Genomic DNA, 17,170 nt, shown 5'->3' with positions numbered 1-17,170 from the left:
GCACCGCGTTGCAACAACCACTTGAACCGAAGGCGCGTGTCGGCACCGGAACGCTCCAGTCCGTGGGTCGTGGGTGGTGAGTGGCGGCGGTCAGCGGCTGGTGGTGCCGATGATGTCGACGACGAAGACCAGGGTGTCGGTGCCGCCGATGCCGGCCTGCGGCATGCCGCGCTCGCCGTAGCCGAGGTGCGGCGGGATGGACAGCAGCACGCGGGAGCCGACGGCCTGCCCGACGAGCCCCTCGTCCCAGCCGCCGATGACGGCGCCGACGCCGATCGGGAAGGAGATCGAGGAGCCGCGGTCGTACGAGTTGTCGAACATCCGGCCGCCCCACACCTGGCCGTAGTAGTTGACCTCGATGTCGTCGCCCGACTCCACGAGCTCGCCCGTGCCCTGCGAGATCACCTGGACGCCCAGCTCGGTCGGGGCGGGGGTGTCGGGGAAGGTCAGGACCGGCTTGTCGCCGAAGGACCCCGACGCGGTGGGCAGCGTGTTGTCGGCCATGGATCGCCTCTCGTCACGGCCGACGCCGGGTGCGCGGCCGTCGTCCATCGTGCCCCAGCCTCCCCGCCGCGCGCGAAGCGGGCGTGGGTCAGAGGCGGCCGGCGAGCCAGCGGAGCTGCTCGGCCTGCTGGTAGGCCTGACCGCCCTCGTGCTGGTTGAACGGGTACTCGACGATGTCGGTCACGGGGCTCGCGTCGGTGGCGCCCGCGTAGTGGTTGAAGGCGGAGTAGACGGTCGAGGGCGGGCACGTCGTGTCCCGCAGCGCCACGGAGAACAGCGCGTCGGCCCGCGCCCGACGGGCGAGGTGCACGCCGTCGAAGTAGGACAGCGTGCGGAACGCGGTGTCGGCGTGGCCGCGGTGCACCGAGAGGTAGCGCACGACCTCGCCGTAGGGGTAGTCGTCCGTGATCGACGTCGCGCGCCGGAAGTCGCACAGGAACGGCACGTCGGGCATGGCGGCCGCGACGTCCGGGACGAGACCCGCGACGGCGAGCGTCATGCCGCCACCCTGGCTGATGCCCGTCACCGCCACCCTCGAGGCGTCGACGCCGGGGAGCGCGCGTGCGGCGTCGACCGCGCGGACGGCGTCCGTGAGCAGCCGCCGGTAGTAGTGCTGCTCGGGGTCGAGGATGCCGCGGGTCATGACGCCGGGCGCCGCCGGCCCGGAGCCGCCCAGGTCCGGGGTGTCGCCGCCCGAGCCCCACGAGCTGCCCTGACCGCGCGTGTCCATGACGAGGTGCGCGTAGCCCGCGGCGGCCCACGTGAGCCGCTCGTGCGGCAGCCCGCGCCCGCCCCCGTAGCCGAGGTACTCGACGACGACCGGCAGGCCGTCGTCGGCGCCGGCCGGGCGCGTGAGCCAGCCCTTGACGGGCTGGCCGTCGAAGCCCGCGAAGGTCACGTCCTGGACCTCGACCAGGGCGAGCCCGGTCTCGACCTGCTCCAGACGGAGGCCGAGCTCGTGCTGCCGCGCCTCGGCGAGGGTCCGGTCCCAGAACGCGTCCAGGTCCTCGGGCTCGTCGAGCGCCCCGCGGTAGGTGCGGAGCTCGTCGAGGGGCAGGTCGAACAGCGCCACGGTCTACTCCTTCGTCGCGGCAGGGTGCGGGGCGGGCTCAGCGGGCGAGGAAGCCCAGGAGGTCGTGCCGCGTCACGACGCCCACGGGGTCGCCGTCCTGCACGACCATGAGCGCGTCGGCGTCGTGCAGCGCCGTGCGCGCCGCCTCGACGTCCTCGCCCACGCCGATGAGGGGCAGCGGCGCCGCCATATGGCGGTCCACGCGGTCGGCGAGGTTCGCCCGCCCGCTGAACACGGCCTCGAGCAGCTCGCGCTCGCTCACCGAGCCCGCGACCTCGCCCGACTTCACGGGCGGCTCGGCCTTGACCACCGGCATCTGCGAGACGCCGTACTCGTGCAGGATCTCGATCGCGTCGCGCACCGTGTCGTTCGGGTGGGCGTGCACGAGCGCGGGCAGGTCGCCCGACTTGCCGCGCAGCACGTCCCCGACGACGTGCCCGCCGTCCGCGTGCAGGAACCCGTAGGACCGCATCCAGGAGTCGTTGAAGATCTTCGAGAGGTAGCCGCGGCCGCCGTCGGGCAGGAGCACCACGATCACGGCACGCGCGGCGGCCTCCGCGTCCTCGTCCTGCAGACGGCGGGCGAGGCGCAGCGCAGCCACGACGGCCATGCCGCACGAGCCGCCGACGAGGAGGCCCTCCTCGCGCGCGAGGCGCCGCGTCATCTCGAACGAGTCGGCGTCCGTCACGGCGATGATCTCGTCCGGGACCGCGGGGTCGTAGGCCGTCGGCCAGAAGTCCTCGCCGACGCCCTCGACGAGGTACGGGCGTCCGTCGCCGCCCGAGTACACCGAGCCGGCCGGGTCCGCGCCGACGACGTGCACGCGACCACCCTCGGCCGCGTCGCGGTCGCCGCTGACCTCCTTGAGGTACCGGCCCGTGCCCGTGATCGTGCCGCCCGTGCCCACGCCGGTGACGAAGTGCGTCACGCGCCCGTCGGTGTCGGCCCAGATCTCGGGGCCGGTCGACTCGTAGTGGCTCGCGGGACCGTTCTGGTTGGCGTACTGGTTCGGCTTCCAGGCGCCCTCGATCTCGGTGACCAGGCGGTCGGAGACGGAGTAGTAGGAGTCCGGGTGGTCGGGCGCCACGGCGGTGGGCGTGACGACGACCTCGGCGCCGTACGCCGCGAGCACGTCACGCTTGTCCTGCGACACCTTGTCGGGGCACACGAAGACGCAGCGGTAGCCCTTGCGCTGGGCCACGAGCGCGAGGCCGACGCCGGTGTTGCCGCTCGTCGGCTCGACGATCGTGCCGCCCGGCCGCAGCTCGCCCGAGGCCTCCGCGGCCTCGATCATCTTGAGCGCGATGCGGTCCTTCACGGACCCGCCCGGGTTGAGGTACTCGACCTTGGCGAGCACCGTGGCCGCGAGGCCCTGCGTCACCGTGTTGAGCTTGACCATCGGCGTGCCGCCGACGAGGTCCGAGATGTGCTCGGCGTACTTCACGTGAGGTCCACTCCAGAGAGGATGTACACGCCGATCAGCGTGACGATGGCGACGGCGCCGGTGCACGACCACACCAGGCTCGGACGGGTCGCGGCCCAGGGGCCGAAGTAGCGGCCGGCGAGGGCGCCCAGCCCCGTGGTCGAGGCCATGTAGAGCGTCCCGGCGATCGCGGCGGCCGGTGCGGGCTCGGGCCCGCCGGCGGACGCGGACGCCTGGATGAGCAGCGAGAACACCGGGTAGCCCCACAGGGCCCCCGCGGCGAAGCCGGCCACGAAGAAGACCAGCGTCGCCTTGCGCTGGTCCATGCCGCGGGTCACCTTCGACGCCGCGACGCCGACGACGACCCCGGCCGTCAGCAGGAACGCCACCGTCACCGGTGCCGCCACCAGGAGCAGGCCGGGCGTGCGCAGGATGAGCGCCATGAACATCTCGGCGACGAGCATCACGGCGGCCGCGACCGCCAGCCCGGCTGCGAGCACGCGCCAGCCGGGCAGCGGGACGTCAGCGACGTCGGGCAGCTCGTTCTCGTCCGCCAGACCGCCCCGGGCGGCCCGGCTCACTCGCGGTTGAAGATCGCGAGCAGGCGCAGGATCTCCAGGTAGAGCCAGACCAGCGTGACGATGAGGCCGAAGGCGGCCGTCCAGGCGAACTTCGCCGGCACGCCCTGGTCGACGCCGCGCTTGATCGCGTCGAAGTCCATGATCAGCGAGGCGGCGGCGAGGCCGACCGCGAAGAGGCCGACGGCGATGCCCATCCAGCCGTTGCGCAGCGGGCCGAAGCCCTCGCTCGCCATGAAGAAGGAGAGGACGAAGTTCAGCAGCGAGAACGCCAGGTAGCCGACCATCGCCACGAGCAGCCAGCGCGTGAACTTCGGCGTGACGCGCACGCGGCCGGACTTGAAGAGGAACAGCGCCGCGCCGAACGTCGCGAACGTGCCGAGCACCGCCTGCAGCACGATCGGCTGCACCTGGGTCCCGTCGAACGTCATGTTCTGGAACGCGAGGCTGATGCCGCCGAGGAAGACGCCCTGCGCGACCGTGTAGGCCACGATGAGGGCGGGGCTCGGGGACTTCTTGAAGGCGTTGACGAGGCCCAGGACCAGGCCGACGATCATGCCGATCGGCCACAGGCCCGGCGCGACGAACCACGTGGCGGCCGCGACGACCACCAGGAGGGCGAGCAGCCCGCCGGTCTTGACGATGACGTCGTCGTACGTGAGGCGGCCCGTGTCACGCGTCGTCGCGGTCGGGGCGCCGTACATCTGCTCGAGCGTCTGCGCGCTCATGCCGGGCGCGGTGTCCTGCACGCCGGTCGGGGCGCCGTAGGGCGCGCCGTACGGGTTGGGCCGCACCGCGGTTCCGCGACGCGGCTTGCCGAACGCGTCGCTGCTGTTCCAGACGGGGTTGCTCATCGTGCCTCCTGGTCGCGGCGCCCGGTCCCTCGGCGAGGGGCGGGCGCGAGTCGCTGGCCGTGACTCATCCTACGGGGACAACGCCACGGGGCGGCGTGACGTTCCCGTCACGCCGCCCCATGATCCCTGCGCTCACCCGTCCGGCCGGACGGCCTGCGGCGCGTCCCCTCCCGGGGAGCCGCCTCCTAGAACCAGGGGAACGGCCACCACGCCGGCTTCGGCGGCACGACGAGGATCTCGTCGCCGGCCCGCAGGTCGCCCTGCACGCCCACCACCGAGTAGATGCCGAGCTTCGTGCTGCGCGGCACGGTCACGACGGCGGACCCGCTGCCGTCGTCGCCCACCTCGACCCGGCCGATGGCGACCGACGTCCCGCGGCGGCTGTTCGGCGGCCACGACTCGAGGCGGACCTCGACCGTCGTGCCCGGCGCGTAGCCGGTGACCTGCACGGGCAGGCGGTTGCCGGCCGCGACGACCAGGTCGCCCGCACGCAGCCGCGGGTCGAGCACCGGCGGGGCCTCGGCCTCGACGAGCTCGGCCACGCCCCAGCGCGACGTCGACTGGTAGCCGGCGCCCGTCGGGTCGGCCCAGGACTTCACGGACGTCCGGACGCCGTCCGTGCCGTCGTTGACCTGGAAGTCCAGGCCGTGGAAGGTCCCCGGGCCGCCCGCCTCGAGGAGGCTGACGGACGCCTCGACGAGGTAGCCGGTCGGCGTCGTCGTCGTCGCGCTGGTCAGACGCGCGGCCTGGAACGCCTGGTCACCGGTGCCGAACGAGACGACGTTCTCCGCGGAGATCCGGATCTGCGTGTCGTCGTACCGGTAGGGGCCGTTCCGGACGTTGCCCGTGTCGAGGAAGATCTCGACCGAGTCCTGGACCCACGGGTCGGAGCCCGAGACGTCCAGCTGCGCGTCCGTCACCTCGGCGAGCACGTACAGCGTGTCCCCCTCACCGCTCCACAGCGTCCGCACGGACGCCGTCGCACCGGACCCGTCGCCCTCGATGACCGTGTCGGTCGTGACCGGCTGCGAGAGCGCCCAGGCTGCGTCCACCACGCCGTCGACCGTGGGCGCGGCCGGCGCCTCGGCGACCTCGAGGAAGGACTGCGGCTCCACCAGGGTGAGCGCGCCGAGCGCACCGGGCGTGTTCCACCCGGTCGTCGTCGTGCCGTCGGTGACCTGGAGGTCGAGCTGGACGGTCTCGCCCTGCACGCCCGTGATCGGCAGGTGGACGACGGCGGCCCAGCCGTCGTCGGTCGGCGTGACGACGCCCTCGACGTCGCCGGTGCCGTCCCGGCCGAAGGTGTAGGTCGCGTCCCCGACCACGAAGGTCACCGCGTCGGTGGCCTCGGGGGTCGCGTCGGTGACCGTCACGTACGCGGTCAGGTGGTCGGGCGCCCAGCGGAGCTGGAAGTCGGCCACCTCGCCCACCTGGTGCAGGGGCAGGCGCTCCCACTCGGGCGACGTCGTCGCGGCGTCGTCGAGCGGCACGTCACCCGCGAAGACGAAGGCCGCCCGCAGGCGCGGGGGCAGCTCGCCGCCGACCGCGCCGTAGTACGCCGGCTTGGCCTGGAGCTGTGCGTCGAACGCGAGCGGCGCCTGCGCGCTGCGCCAGCTCCGGTCGTCCGTCAGGCCCCAGATCGTCACCGAGTACAGGTCGTCGGCGTGCTCGCGGAAGACGTCGAACGCGTCGCGGTAGTAGTAGCCCTGCTCGATGAGGTTGGCCTCCGTCACGGGCGTGCCGACCGTGACGTCGAGCTCGGTGACGACCTGCTGCAGGCCGAGCCCCTCGAAGGCGTCGAGCGCCGCGTCGAGCGCCGTGACCGGGGTCGAGAGGCTCGTGTGGAACTGGTGGCCCACGCCGTCGATCGGCACGTCGCGCGCGAGGAGCCGCTCGACGAGCGCGTGGTACCGCTGCTGCTTGCCGTCCTGCTCGGTGTTGTAGTCGTTGATGAAGAGCGTGACGGGCCGGTCGGTGCCGGGTGCCGCGTACTCCTCGTTGAACGCCTCGTCGGCGTACTGGAACGCGAGGTCGATGAACTCCTCGCCGAGGATCCGGTACCACTCGCTGCGGCGCAGCCCGTCCTCGAACTCGGAGCCGTCGGCGATCACCTCGTTGACGACGTCCCACGCGACGAGCGGGTTCTCCTCGCTGCCGAACAGCCCGTACGCGCTGCTCAGCGACTCCGCCACGGCGAAGACGTGGGTCCGCAGCCGGTCCCGCATCTCCTGCCTGCCGGCCTCGTCGGCGGGCAGCGGCTCGCCCGCCTCGTCCTGGAAGAACCAGGCCGGCGTCTGGCTGTGCCACGCGAGCACGTGCCCGTACACCCGCAGGCCCTCGGCCTGGGCGAACTCCATCATCGCCGCGGCCTCGGGGTGCAGCCGGAAGTTCCGGTCGGCGTCGTACCAGGCCTCGGGCTTCATGTGGTTCTCGCCCGTGATCTGGTTGAAGTGGCGCGTGAGCAGCTCGGCGGCCGCACCCACCGTCTCGCGCTGGTCGATCGCCGCGCCCACGGGGAACGGGACGGTCTCGCGGATCGGCGTGAGGTCCTGCACCTCCGACGGCGCCTGCGACGTCACGAGGACGTCGTCGACGAGGAACGACGGCGTGCCCGACGCGGACTCGACATACAGCAGCGCGCTCTCGGCAGCCGCCATCGTGTACGAGGCCTCGACCTGGACCCACGTGCCCGCGGTGACGCCGGTCGCCGTGACGACGGTGTCGTACGCCGACGCGCCCTCGGCGTCGCGCTGGACGCTGATCCGCAGGTCGGTCGGCGCCTCGCCCTCGGCGAGCTTCAGCCAGGCCGAGATCTGGTAGGTGCGCCCGGTCGCGAACAGGCCCGTGACGTCCGTGCCCAGACCGTGCCAGGACTGCGTGCGGCCGGCGACGAGCGCCGCCTGCGTGCTCTCGTGCGCGTCGGGGCTCAACGTGACCTGCGGGGCGCCGTCGGCCCCGCGCGCGGTCCACGGCTCGAGCCCGTCCTCGAAGTCGCTGTCGATGAGGACGACCTGCTCGCCGCCGCCGGGCAGCGGCGTGAGGCCGCCCACGGGGAGCGTGAACGTCCAGCCCTCGGCCAGGCGCTCCGTGACCACGGTCCGGACGGCCTCGAGCGTGCCGTACCGGTCGCCACCGCCGTCGTGCGTGAGCACGACGCGACCGGGCTCCATGGCGGTGCGGAGGTTCTCGGTGAGCGTGGGCACGTCCTGCGTGACCCAGTCCTCGATGACGCCCGTGACCGCGAGCGGCTGCATGCCGAGCGCGACGGCGACGGCGGGCGTGACGCCCCAGCTGCCGTTGGGGGCGCGGAAGTAGGGCACGGGTGCCTCGGGGTCGCCGAGGGCCTCACGGATGATCGCGAGGTTCGCGACGAGGTCGGCCTGGACCTGCTCGGCCGTGAAGGCGCCCATGTCCGCGTAGCCGGTGCTGTGGTTGCACAGCGTGTGGCCCTCCTCGACGATCCGGCGCAGGATCTCGGCGCCGCCGGGCGCCTGGATGTTCTCGCCGATGACGCAGAAGACCGCGGGGAGCTCGTTCGCGGCCAGGAAGTCGAGGAGCTCCTCGGTCTCGCCCGGGTTGGGGCCGTCGTCGAACGTCAGCGCCGCGACGTCGCCCTCGCCCTGCGCGGCCGCGACCGGCGTCGCCGTCGGGTTCACCGCACCGCCCGGCACGACGTCCGGGTCGACGACGCCGCCGCCCGCACCGGTGATGAGCACGTCGTCGACCAGGAAGGACGGGTGCGTGCCGTCGATCGGGGCCGCTTCGAGGTACAGGCTCGCGGCGGGGAGACCGGCCGCCGGGGTCCAGGCGCCGCCCACCTGCACCCACTCGTCGGCGGTCACCGTGACGGCGCCGCCGACCCACTCGAACGGGTTGGCCGCCGCCGGGGCGTCGACCGTGAAGTGCACCGCCGCCTCGCCGGTGGTGCCGGGGGCGAGCTTGACCCAGGCCGAGACCTGGTAGGTGGAGCCGGCGCTCATGAGCGCGAGCGCGTCAGTGGCCGGGCCGTTCCAGTCGCCCGTGCGGCCGCTCACCAGCATCGACTGCGCACCGGAGTGCGCGTCGTCCGCCGTGACGGCGAGGGAGACCGGACCGCGAGGGCCCCACGGCGCGACGTCCGTGCCCTCGAAGTCGTTGCTGAGCACCACGGTGCTCTCGTCGGCCGCGGTCACGGCCGGTCCCTGCGGGAGGGCGACGGCGGTGCCGCTCCCTCCGGCGAGCGCGAGGGCGACCGCCCCGACTCCCCATCTCGAAAACTTTCGAACCCGCGACATCATCGCCCCTTTGCGATCGACGGTCTGTGCGGCTGACGCTAGATCCGACTCGGGCATTTGTCTACAGATTGAACAATCGTTGCGTCTCTGATCAACCGAAAGTTGCGAACCATCGTGGGGGGCACGGGCAGCCGCACCGTCGTCGTCAGCGGCGACCGCCTCTCCGCTGCGAGGATGTCCCCGGCGCACGCCCCCGTAGCCCAATCGGCAGAGGCAGCCGGCTTAAACCCGGCCCAGTGCAGGTTCGATCCCTGCCGGGGGCACCGACGACGACGGGCCGGTCGGTCGGGTCCCCCCGACCGACCGGCCCGTGCGGTCCGGCGTCCTCAGCGCTTGGCGGCGCCCACCACGCCCGCGGCGGCGGGCGAGCCGGCGCGCTCACCCTTGTCGCCCGGCTTCTGTGCGACCTTGGCCCGCGGCGCCGAGGCGTCGCGGAAGTCCGCGCGCGGGTCGTGCAGGCGGCCGAGCGCGACGAGCTCGCGGTGGAAGAACAGCGCGAGCGTCCAGTCGAGCACGATGCGGACCTTGCGGTTGAAGGTCGGCATCTGCGCCATGTGGTAGGTCCGGTGCATGAACCAAGCCGGCCACCCGCGCAGCTTGACCCCGTAGACCTGCGCGACGCCCTTGCCGAGGCCGAGCGACGCGACGGTCCCGACGTGCTTGTGCTTGTACTCCTCGACCGGGGCGCTGCGCAGCGCCTTGGCGAGGTTGTCGCCGAGGTGACGCGCCTGCCGCACGGCGTGCTGCGCGCTCGGCGAGCAGAACTTGCCCGGGTTCGCGAGGTCCGGGACCGCGGCGCAGTCCCCGGCCGTCCAGGCGCCGTCGACCACGGTGCCGTCCTCGGTCGCGACCTGGAGCGTCGGCAGCGCGGTCACGCGCCCCATCCGGTCGAGCGGGAGGTCCGACTGCTCGAGCACGGGGTTCGCCTTGACCCCCGCGGTCCACACGATCGTCTCGGAGTCGAACTCGACGCCCGTCGAGGTGACCACGTGGCCGTCGACGCACGACGACAGGAAGGTCGAGAGGTGCACCTCGATGCCGCGCTTGCGCAGCTGCTCGAGCGCGTAGCCGCCCATCTCCTCGCCCAGCTCGGGCAGGATCCGCGCGGAGCCCTCGATCATGACGAACCGGAGGTCCTCGGCGGAGATGCCGTCGTAGAAGCGCAGCGCGTCCTTGGCCATGTCCTCGACCTCGGCGATCGCCTCGATCCCCGCGAACCCGCCGCCCACGAACGTGAACGTCAGGAGGCGGCGACGCAGGTCGGCGTCCCAGGTCGAGGCCGCGATGTCGAGCTTCGTCAGCACGTGGTTGCGGAGCGCGATCGCCTCCTCGACCTGCTTGAAGCCCATCGCCTGCTCGGCGAGGCCCGGGATCGGCAGGGTCCGCGCGACGGAACCCAGCGCGACGACGAGGTGGTCGTACGTGATCTCGTACGGCTGACCCTCCACCGGCGCGATGGCGATGCGCCGGTCGGCGTGGTGGATGTCGGTGACGCGACCCGTGAGGACGTCGACGCCCTCGAGCTCGCGCCGGTGGGAGACGACGACGTGCCGCGGCTCGAGCGAGCCGGCGGCCGCCTCGGGGAGGAACGGCTGGTAGGTCATGTAGGAGCGCGGGTCGACGACGACGATCGCCGCCTCGCGCTTCCCGAGGCGCCGGCGCAGGCGCAGCGCGGTGTAGAAGCCCACGTAGCCGCCGCCGAGGATGACGATGCGGGGCACCTTGCGCGGGCGGGGCGCGCGAGCGGTGGACTCGGAGCGGGTCTCGTTCATGCCTCAACGGTACGTACGTGTGAAATGCTTCACAAGGTGCGCGGGCCGTTGGTCCCGCTCCCTGGACGTGACGTTGCGCACAGTCATGGGACGACTTCCCTCCAGCGCGCCCTTCTCCCCTGCGACGGCCACCCGGAGGCGGGTGAGGGCGTGCGCGCGGTCAGCCGGTGCGGCCCGCGGCGAGCGCCAGGGCGTGCGCGAGCACCTCGTCCAGCATCGCCTCCGTGAGGCGCCCGGTCTGCGTGTTCTGCTGCGACACGTGGTAGCACCCGACGAGGTGCACGACGACGCCGTCGGGCCGGGTGAGCGGCGCGACGGCGCCGTGGCCGAAGCGCGGCGCCGGACGCGGCACGTCCCACCCGAGGTGCCGGGCGACCGTCAGGACGACGCCCCAGCCGAAGGCCCCGAGCGCCATCACGGCGCGCACGGTCGGTGCCGTGAGCTCGAGCTCGCGCCGCAGCCACGGCTCGCACGTGTCGCGCTCCGACGGGAGCGGCTTGTTGTCCGGCGGGGCGCAGCGCACGGCGGCCGCCATCCGGACCCCTGCCAGCCGCAGGCCGTCGGCGGCGTCGACGCTGGTCGCCTGGTTCGCGACGCCGGCCCGGTGGAGCGCCGCGAAGATCCAGTCCCCCGACCGGTCTCCCGTGAAGAGCCGCCCGGTGCGGTTGGCCCCGTGCGCGGCCGGCGCGAGGCCGGCGATGAGCAGCCCCGCCGCCGGGTCCCCGAACCCGGCCGCCGGGCGGCCCCAGTACGGCTGGTCCCGGAACATCCGCCGCTTGACGACGGCGACGTCCTCGCGCCAGGCGACGAGGCGCGGGCACGCCCGGCACACCGACGAGTCGCGGTCCAGGTCGTCGAGCGAGGTGGCCGACGCGGCGAGCCGGGCGACGTCGTCGGGCGTGCGGGCCACCGGTGTGCCGGGCGCGGCGACGTCCCCCGGCCAGCCGGTGCCCGGCGGCACGGGCGACTCGAACGCCTCGCCCGTGCGCGGGTGGGGCAGCAGCACCGGCTCCTCGACCATCCCCCGATCATGCCCCGCCCGTCCCACCACGCGGATCAGGGGGTCGCGGTCGCCGCCTGGTCGCTCGTCGGGTCCGGCGCGACCAGCGCCGGGGCCTTGGCGAACGGCGCCGGCGGTGTTCGGAGCTCGCCGTCCGCCGTCCGCTCCCCGGTCTCCTGGTCCAGCGTCCAGGCGTCGGCCGGGGCGCCGCGCAGCGGGTAGACGTTCCAGCGCGCCCGCCCGTCGGCGTCCGTCCGCGCTCCGAAGGCCCAGAGCTCGTCGACCCCGGGCAGCGCCCAGTCCTGCATGCCGTCGTCGTAGGTGGTCCGCACCTGACGGCCGCGGTCGTCGAAGATCTGCACGTCGGACAACGGGTTGCCCTCGGCGTCGTAGACGAACAGGTTGCTGACCAGCATCCCGTCGACACGCACACCGTCCTCGGGCGGGGTGGTGACGTAGACCGGCGTCTCGACGTACACCGTGCTCGGCGACGCCCCCGCCCGACCCGCCAGCTCGGCGTGGGCGTCGCCGACGAAGGTCGGCAGCGCGACGAGCGCGAGGAGGTTGAGGACCGCGAGCGCGGGCGTCGCCAGCACGTCACGCGGACGGCCCGCCTGCCCGATGCGCACCGAGAGGACGACGAGCCCGACGAGCAGCAGCACCCCGCCGACGCTGCGCGGCACGTACCGCTCGGCCCCGGGCGCGTGGTACCAGATGCTCGCGATGCCGGTCACGATGACGTAGACGCACCACGCGCGCACTACCCACCAGAGCGGCGCGAGGGCCCGCGCCTGGGTGACCACCCAGCGGACCGGCGGACGCGCGAGCAGCGGCGCGGCGGCGTCGCGCGCAGCGGCGGCCGTGCGCCGGCCGGCGTCGAGCACACCGTGCACGACCCCCGTGCCGCGACCGGCCGGAGCCCGACCCGCACGCGGTGCCAGCCCGGCAGCGGCGCGCAGCTCGGCCGCGTAGACCTCCGCAGGGCCGAAGCGCCGCGCCAGGTCGAGCAGGTGGTCCCCCGCCGGCGCGGCCGCCGGGTCCTCGAGCGCCTCGGCGAGGTCGGCCTCGAGGCCGTCCGTCAGGTCGTCGACCTGCTCCGGCCCCAGGTCGTCCAGCTGTCCGCGCACGGCCGTCGCGTAGGCGGCGACGTGGTCGAGCACGAGCGCGTGGTCGGTCACGGCGGTCATCGCAGATCCCCCTCGTCGAGCAGGTCGGTCATGGCGGTCGCGAATGCGTGCCAGTCCTTGCGCTGGGCCTCGAGCATCGCGCGGCCCTGCGCGTTGATCCCGTAGTACTTGCGGTGCGGCCCCTCGTCGGAGGGCACGACGTACGTGGTCAGCGCGCCCGAGGCGTAGAGCCGGCGCAGCGTGCCGTAGACCGAGGCCTCCCCCACGTCGTCGAGACCGCCCGCGCGCAGGCGCCGGACGACGTCGTAGCCGTACCCGTCCTCCCGGGCGACGACGGCCAGGACGGCGACGTCGAGCACGCCCTTGAGCAGCTGGGTGGTGTCCATGCCTGTCCCTCGGCCGTCTCCTCCGGGCCCGCGGCCCGCACCGGACCGCTCTCCGGTCCTGCACGTCGCACACTACTCTCCGATGCGCAGTACTGGCTGGACCGCAGCACCGGCGTGTCGTACGCCGCGGCGGCGAGACGACGGGTGCCTAAGTGCGGGTCAGGCAGGTGCGGCGGCGCGCTCGGCGGCGGACCAGGCGATGCCGTCGAGGATGTCGTGCTCGGACGAGACCACCGTGTCGAGGCGGCCACCGGCTCGACCGACCTCGGCGCGCACGCGCGAGACGACGTCGGACCAGACGAGCGCACCCGCGCCGATGACGTCGACCCGGCCGGGGTGCATGTACGGCTCGCGGGCCCGGCGTGCGCGGCTCATGCCCAGGAGCGCGCGGCACGACGCGAGCACCGTGTCCGTCGGCAGCACGGCGCCGTCGATCGCGTGGGGGTCGTACTCGTCGAGCTCGAGCGCGTGGGCCGTGACGGTGGTGACGGAGCCGGCGAGGCCGACCAGGGTCGCGGTCCGGCCGAGCGGCACGACGGCGCTCGCGGCGTCCAGGGCCGCGGTGACGTCGGCGCTCGCGGCCGCGACCTCCTGCGCGGCGGGCGGGTCGGAGTGCAGGTGCCGCTCGGTCATCCGGACGCAGCCGACGTCCATCGAGTACGCCGCCACGACCGACGTCGTGCCCAGCACGAGCTCGGTGGACCCGCCGCCGAGGTCCACGACGAGGAACGGCCCGGGGTGCTTGCCCGCGAGGACGCCGGTCGCACCCCGGAAGGACAGCGCGGCCTCCTCGTCGCCCGCGACGACCTCGGGCTCGACCCCGAGCGCGGCGCGCACGCCGTCGACGAAGTCCTGCCGGTTCTCGGCGTCGCGCGACGCCGACGTCGCCACGAACCTGATGTGCTCCGCGCCCAGGTCCGCGCAGATCTCGGCGTAGCGGCGCGTGGCCGCGAGCGTCCGCTCGAGCGCCTCGGGCGCGATCCGCCCCGTGCGGTCCACGCCCTGCCCGAGGCGCACGACCTCCATCCGTCGGTCGAGGTCGACGAGCGTCCCCGCCTCGAGGTCGACGTCGGCCACGAGGAGCCGGATGGAGTTGGTCCCGCAGTCGATGGCAGCCACACGCGTCATGGCGCAAGCCTGTCACGCCGACGGCCGACGGCGTCGCCCGGATGGCGGCGCCCGGCGGGGCCGGACGTGCCGCGCGACGCGGCCGGGATGCCAGGATGCCTGCCATGGACACGCACGAGCCCGGCGGGGACCAGCGGCGCACGCGAGGGTCGGGGCCCCTGCGGGTGCGGATCGCCATCCCGACGTTCCACCGGCCCGAGGGGCTCCGCGACGCGCTCGACGGCGTCCTCGAGCAGGTCGCCGCGCTCAGCCCGTCCCTGGCCGAGGTCACCGTGATGGTGGTCGACAACGACGCGCAGGGCTCCGGACGGGCCACGAGCGAGGCGCGCGGCGTGCTGTACGTCGTCGAGCCGCAGCCGGGCATCGCCGCGGTGCGGAACAGGTCGCTCGGGGAGGCGGCCGACCAGGACGCGATCATCTTCCTCGACGACGACGAGGTGCCGTGCCCGGGCTGGCTCGAGACGCTCGTCGGCCGCTTCGTCGAGTCCGGCGCCGAGGGCGTCGCCGGCAAGGTCCTGACGCCGTTCCCCGACGACGTGCCCGAGTGGATCCGGGTCAGCGGGGCGTTCGTCCGGCCGGTGCGCACCGACGGCGAGCCCATGACCGAGGCCGCGACCAACAACCTCATCCTCGACCTGCACGCCGTCCGGCGCTCCGGGATCACGTTCGACGAGCGGTTCGGGCTCTCCGGCGGCAGCGACAGCCTCTTCACGCGCTCCTTCACCCGGTGGGGCGCCCGCCTCGTCTGGGCCGAGCACGCCGTCGTCGTCGAGCGCGAGGACCCTGAGCGGTTCAACCGGGCCTGGGTGCTGCAGCGGACGTTCCGCCTGGGCAACTCGCTGTCCCGTGTCAACGTCACGCTCGCCCGGACGGCCCCCGAACGCGCGCTCGTGCGCGCGCGGATGACCGCCGTGGGCACCCTCCGGATGGCCTCGGGCGGTGCGCGCATCGTCTGGGGACGGGCCACCGGGTCACTGGCGCAGCGTGGCCGAGGTGAGCGGACGGCGTCGCGCGGGCGCGGCATGGTCGCGGGCGCCCTCGGGCACGTCCACCGCGAGTACGCGCTCCGGCGCGAGGCGATGGCCCGACCGGAGCCGTGACGCGGCCCGCGCGGTGATGCGACGCGCGCCGTGATGCGACGCGCGGCGTGATTGCGGCCGGACCCCTGACCCGGACGGAGCAGTCGCCGTCGCGGGCACTGCCGCGCCGGCACCGCCGTCGCTAGGGTGCGACCATGAATCTGCGCGAGGTCGCGTTCACGACCAAGACGCGTACGGTGCGTCGGCCGGCCGGGGCCTTCTACCAGGACCTCCTGCGCAACGAGCGGCTCTCCCCCGACGAGCTCGCCGACCTCCAGTGGCGACGGGCGCAGGACATCCTCGACCTCGCGCTGCGCGAGACGGCGTTCTACCCGCGCCACTACGCCGACCTGGGCCTGACGCCGGGCACCCGGCTGACGCGCGAGGACTGGAGCCGGCTGCCGATCCTCGACCGCGCGACGGTCAAGGAGAACGCGGCCGACATGGCGACGCCGGCGGCGAACGACCGCACCTCGCGTCCCGCGCTCACGGGCGGGTCCACGGGCGAGCCGCTCCGGACGCGGCACGACGCGCGCGTGCCGACGCTCGCGCACAGCTGGCGGATGTACCGCTGGTGGGGCGTCGAGCCGTGGGACGACCTCGCGCGCATCGGCCGCTGGGGCTTCGGACGCTTCGCGACGCTGAAGAACGACCTGAGCTGGTGGCCGACGCGGCAGCGGTACACGGACGCGGGCCTGCTCAGCCCGGAGTCGATGCGGCAGTTCCACCGTGACGTCGTGCGCATCCGTCCGGCCCTGATCGAGGGCTACGTCGGCTCGATGCTCGAGTTCGCGGACTTCATGGAGGCCGAGGGGCTGCGGGTCGACCCGCCGACCGCGGTCGCGACCACGGCCGCCCCTCTGACGTCGTCGACCCGGTCACGGCTCGAGGAGGTGTTCGGCGCGCCCGTGTACGACGAGTACCGGGGCGCCGAGATCGGCTGGATGGCCGGCGAGTGCCGCATGCAGGACGGGCTGCACGTCTTCGCCGACACACGCCTCCTCGAGGTCGTCGACGCGGACGGCAACCCGCTGCCGCCCGGAGAGACCGGCGACATCGTCATCACGGACCTCACGAACCGGGTGTTCCCCCTCATCCGCTACCGGCTCGGCGACCACGGCACCCTCATGGACGGCGCGTGCGCGTGCGGGATCTCGCTGCCCCGCATGCACCAGCCGGACGGCCGGTCCACCGACCTGCTGCGCCTGCCGGGCGGCCGCTCCATGGGTCACCGGCTCATGGGCATGTTCGGCAGCCACCCTGAGGCCGTGCGGCTCTTCCAGATCCACCAGCAGGCGGACTACTCGATCGTCGTCCGGGTGGTCGAGGGGGACGGAGCCGACGCGCGGACCCACATCGAGCAGGCCGTCGACAACCTGCGGCGTCGCGTGGGCGGCGCGGTCCCGGTCACGGTGGAGTACGTGGACGCGCTGCCCTACACGCGCGGCAAGATCAAGTACGTCATCAGCGACGTCGCCCCGGCCGGCTGACCGGCCGCCGACGGGTCAGCCGGCCGGTCAGCAGGAGCAGACGTCCGGCCGCCACTGGTCGGCGATGAGCGCGAGCGCCTCGTCGCCGAGCGGGTTGACGCCCGGCCCGGCCGCGAGCGCGTGCCCGACGAGCACGTGCAGGCACTTGACCCGCGTCGGCATCCCGCCGGCGGAGACGCCCGCGATCTCGGGGACGTCGCCCAGGGCGGTCCGCTCGGCGAGGTAGTGCTCGTGCGCGGCGCGGTACGCGTCGGCGAGCGCGGCGTCCTCGGCCAGGCGGGCGGTCATCTCACGCATGATCCCGGAGGCCTCGAGCATGGAGACGGCGGCGACGGCACGCGGGTGCGTCAGGTAGAACGTCGTCGGGAACGGTGTGCCGTCCGGCAGGCGGGGCGCGGTCCGCACGACGGTCGGCCGGCCGCAGGCGCAGCGCGCGGCCACGCCGACGACGCCGCGCGGCGGCCGGCCCAGCTGCTGCTCGAG

14 protein-coding genes and 1 tRNA gene are annotated in these 17,170 nt (G+C 73.8%); 3 read left to right on the top strand and 12 right to left on the bottom strand.

Annotation, left to right across the window (positions count from 1 at the left end; all coding sequences use genetic code 11):
- Window positions 1-90: 90 nt before the first annotated feature.
- From ICW40_RS09370 to ICW40_RS09345, 6 genes are all read right to left on the bottom strand, one after another.
- Window positions 91-504 (bottom strand): FKBP-type peptidyl-prolyl cis-trans isomerase, encoded by a 414-nt coding sequence (locus ICW40_RS09370; RefSeq protein ID WP_221653560.1) that lies wholly within the window; start codon window positions 502-504, stop codon window positions 91-93.
- A gap of 88 nt (window positions 505-592) precedes the next feature.
- Window positions 593-1,576, bottom strand: coding sequence for an acetylxylan esterase (locus tag ICW40_RS09365; RefSeq protein WP_221653559.1), 984 nt, complete (start codon window positions 1,574-1,576; stop codon window positions 593-595).
- A 37-nt stretch (window positions 1,577-1,613) separates the two neighbouring features.
- A complete protein-coding gene (locus ICW40_RS09360; protein ID WP_221653558.1) occupies window positions 1,614-3,020 on the bottom strand; it encodes a cystathionine beta-synthase in 1,407 nt (468 codons plus the stop codon).
- On the bottom strand, window positions 3,017-3,580 hold the full coding sequence (locus tag ICW40_RS09355) for a hypothetical protein (RefSeq protein ID WP_221653557.1): 564 nt from the start codon (window positions 3,578-3,580) through the stop codon (window positions 3,017-3,019). Before ICW40_RS09355 ends, ICW40_RS09360 begins: the two co-directional genes overlap by 4 nt.
- Window positions 3,577-4,431, bottom strand: a complete 855-nt coding sequence (locus ICW40_RS09350) for a Bax inhibitor-1/YccA family protein (RefSeq protein WP_221653556.1) — start codon at window positions 4,429-4,431, stop codon at window positions 3,577-3,579. Before ICW40_RS09350 ends, ICW40_RS09355 begins: the two co-directional genes overlap by 4 nt.
- A 185-nt stretch (window positions 4,432-4,616) precedes the next feature.
- Window positions 4,617-8,603: an endo-1,4-beta-xylanase gene (locus ICW40_RS09345; RefSeq protein WP_221653555.1), complete on the bottom strand. Its 3,987-nt coding sequence runs from the start codon at window positions 8,601-8,603 to the stop codon at window positions 4,617-4,619.
- A 291-nt stretch (window positions 8,604-8,894) separates the two neighbouring features.
- Between ICW40_RS09345 and ICW40_RS09340 the strand changes: the two genes are divergently transcribed.
- A tRNA-Leu gene (locus ICW40_RS09340) sits at window positions 8,895-8,968 on the top strand.
- A 63-nt stretch (window positions 8,969-9,031) separates the two neighbouring features.
- Here ICW40_RS09340 and ICW40_RS09335 read toward each other — a convergent pair.
- The 5 genes from ICW40_RS09335 to ICW40_RS09315 form a co-directional block, all read right to left on the bottom strand.
- A complete protein-coding gene (locus tag ICW40_RS09335) occupies window positions 9,032-10,477 on the bottom strand; it encodes an NAD(P)/FAD-dependent oxidoreductase (protein ID WP_221653554.1) in 1,446 nt (481 codons plus the stop codon).
- A gap of 160 nt (window positions 10,478-10,637) precedes the next feature.
- Complete coding sequence (locus tag ICW40_RS09330; protein WP_260459004.1) at window positions 10,638-11,498, bottom strand: uracil-DNA glycosylase; 861 nt, start codon at window positions 11,496-11,498, stop codon at window positions 10,638-10,640.
- A 35-nt stretch (window positions 11,499-11,533) separates the two neighbouring features.
- Window positions 11,534-12,664 (bottom strand): hypothetical protein, encoded by a 1,131-nt coding sequence (locus tag ICW40_RS09325; RefSeq protein WP_221653553.1) that lies wholly within the window; start codon window positions 12,662-12,664, stop codon window positions 11,534-11,536.
- A complete protein-coding gene (locus ICW40_RS09320; protein ID WP_221653552.1) occupies window positions 12,661-12,990 on the bottom strand; it encodes a PadR family transcriptional regulator in 330 nt (109 codons plus the stop codon). Before ICW40_RS09320 ends, ICW40_RS09325 begins: the two co-directional genes overlap by 4 nt.
- A gap of 159 nt (window positions 12,991-13,149) precedes the next feature.
- The gene (locus tag ICW40_RS09315; RefSeq protein ID WP_221653551.1) at window positions 13,150-14,118 is read right to left on the bottom strand and encodes a Ppx/GppA phosphatase family protein; all 969 of its coding nucleotides are present in this window, start codon (window positions 14,116-14,118) and stop codon (window positions 13,150-13,152) included.
- Between the two features lie 104 nt (window positions 14,119-14,222).
- On the opposite strand from ICW40_RS09315, the gene ICW40_RS09310 reads away from it, so the two are divergent.
- Complete coding sequence (locus ICW40_RS09310) at window positions 14,223-15,218, top strand: glycosyltransferase (RefSeq protein ID WP_221653550.1); 996 nt, start codon at window positions 14,223-14,225, stop codon at window positions 15,216-15,218.
- Window positions 15,219-15,352: 134 nt separating this feature from the next.
- On the top strand, window positions 15,353-16,687 hold the full coding sequence (locus ICW40_RS09305) for a phenylacetate--CoA ligase family protein (RefSeq protein ID WP_221653549.1): 1,335 nt from the start codon (window positions 15,353-15,355) through the stop codon (window positions 16,685-16,687).
- A 27-nt stretch (window positions 16,688-16,714) separates the two neighbouring features.
- Here the strand turns inward: ICW40_RS09305 and ICW40_RS09300 are convergent.
- A partial coding sequence (locus tag ICW40_RS09300; protein WP_221653548.1) for a DUF501 domain-containing protein occupies window positions 16,715-17,170 on the bottom strand: 456 nt, incomplete at its 5' end.

Origin of the sequence: Actinotalea ferrariae (assembly GCF_019733465.1) — a bacterium.
Lineage (GTDB): Bacteria > Actinomycetota > Actinomycetes > Actinomycetales > Cellulomonadaceae > Actinotalea > Actinotalea ferrariae_A.
The sequence above is the reverse complement of the archived record's forward strand: the minus strand, read 5'-3'. Positions and strand labels throughout refer to the sequence as shown.

What these genes read in the sequence shown, in the direction of transcription:
- ICW40_RS09335 (WP_221653554.1), bottom strand. Translation starts at nt 10,477, where the DNA reads ATGAACGAGACCCGCTCCGAGTCCACCGCTCGCGCGCCCCGCCCGCGC.
- ICW40_RS09325 (WP_221653553.1), bottom strand. Translation starts at nt 12,664, where the DNA reads ATGACCGCCGTGACCGACCACGCGCTCGTGCTCGACCACGTCGCCGCC.
- ICW40_RS09330 (WP_260459004.1), bottom strand. Translation starts at nt 11,498, where the DNA reads ATGGTCGAGGAGCCGGTGCTGCTGCCCCACCCGCGCACGGGCGAGGCG.
- ICW40_RS09310 (WP_221653550.1), top strand. Translation starts at nt 14,223, where the DNA reads ATGGACACGCACGAGCCCGGCGGGGACCAGCGGCGCACGCGAGGGTCG.
- ICW40_RS09305 (WP_221653549.1), top strand. Translation starts at nt 15,353, where the DNA reads ATGAATCTGCGCGAGGTCGCGTTCACGACCAAGACGCGTACGGTGCGT.
- ICW40_RS09350 (WP_221653556.1), bottom strand. Translation starts at nt 4,431, where the DNA reads ATGAGCAACCCCGTCTGGAACAGCAGCGACGCGTTCGGCAAGCCGCGT.
- ICW40_RS09315 (WP_221653551.1), bottom strand. Translation starts at nt 14,118, where the DNA reads ATGACGCGTGTGGCTGCCATCGACTGCGGGACCAACTCCATCCGGCTC.
- ICW40_RS09320 (WP_221653552.1), bottom strand. Translation starts at nt 12,990, where the DNA reads ATGGACACCACCCAGCTGCTCAAGGGCGTGCTCGACGTCGCCGTCCTG.
- ICW40_RS09370 (WP_221653560.1), bottom strand. Translation starts at nt 504, where the DNA reads ATGGCCGACAACACGCTGCCCACCGCGTCGGGGTCCTTCGGCGACAAG.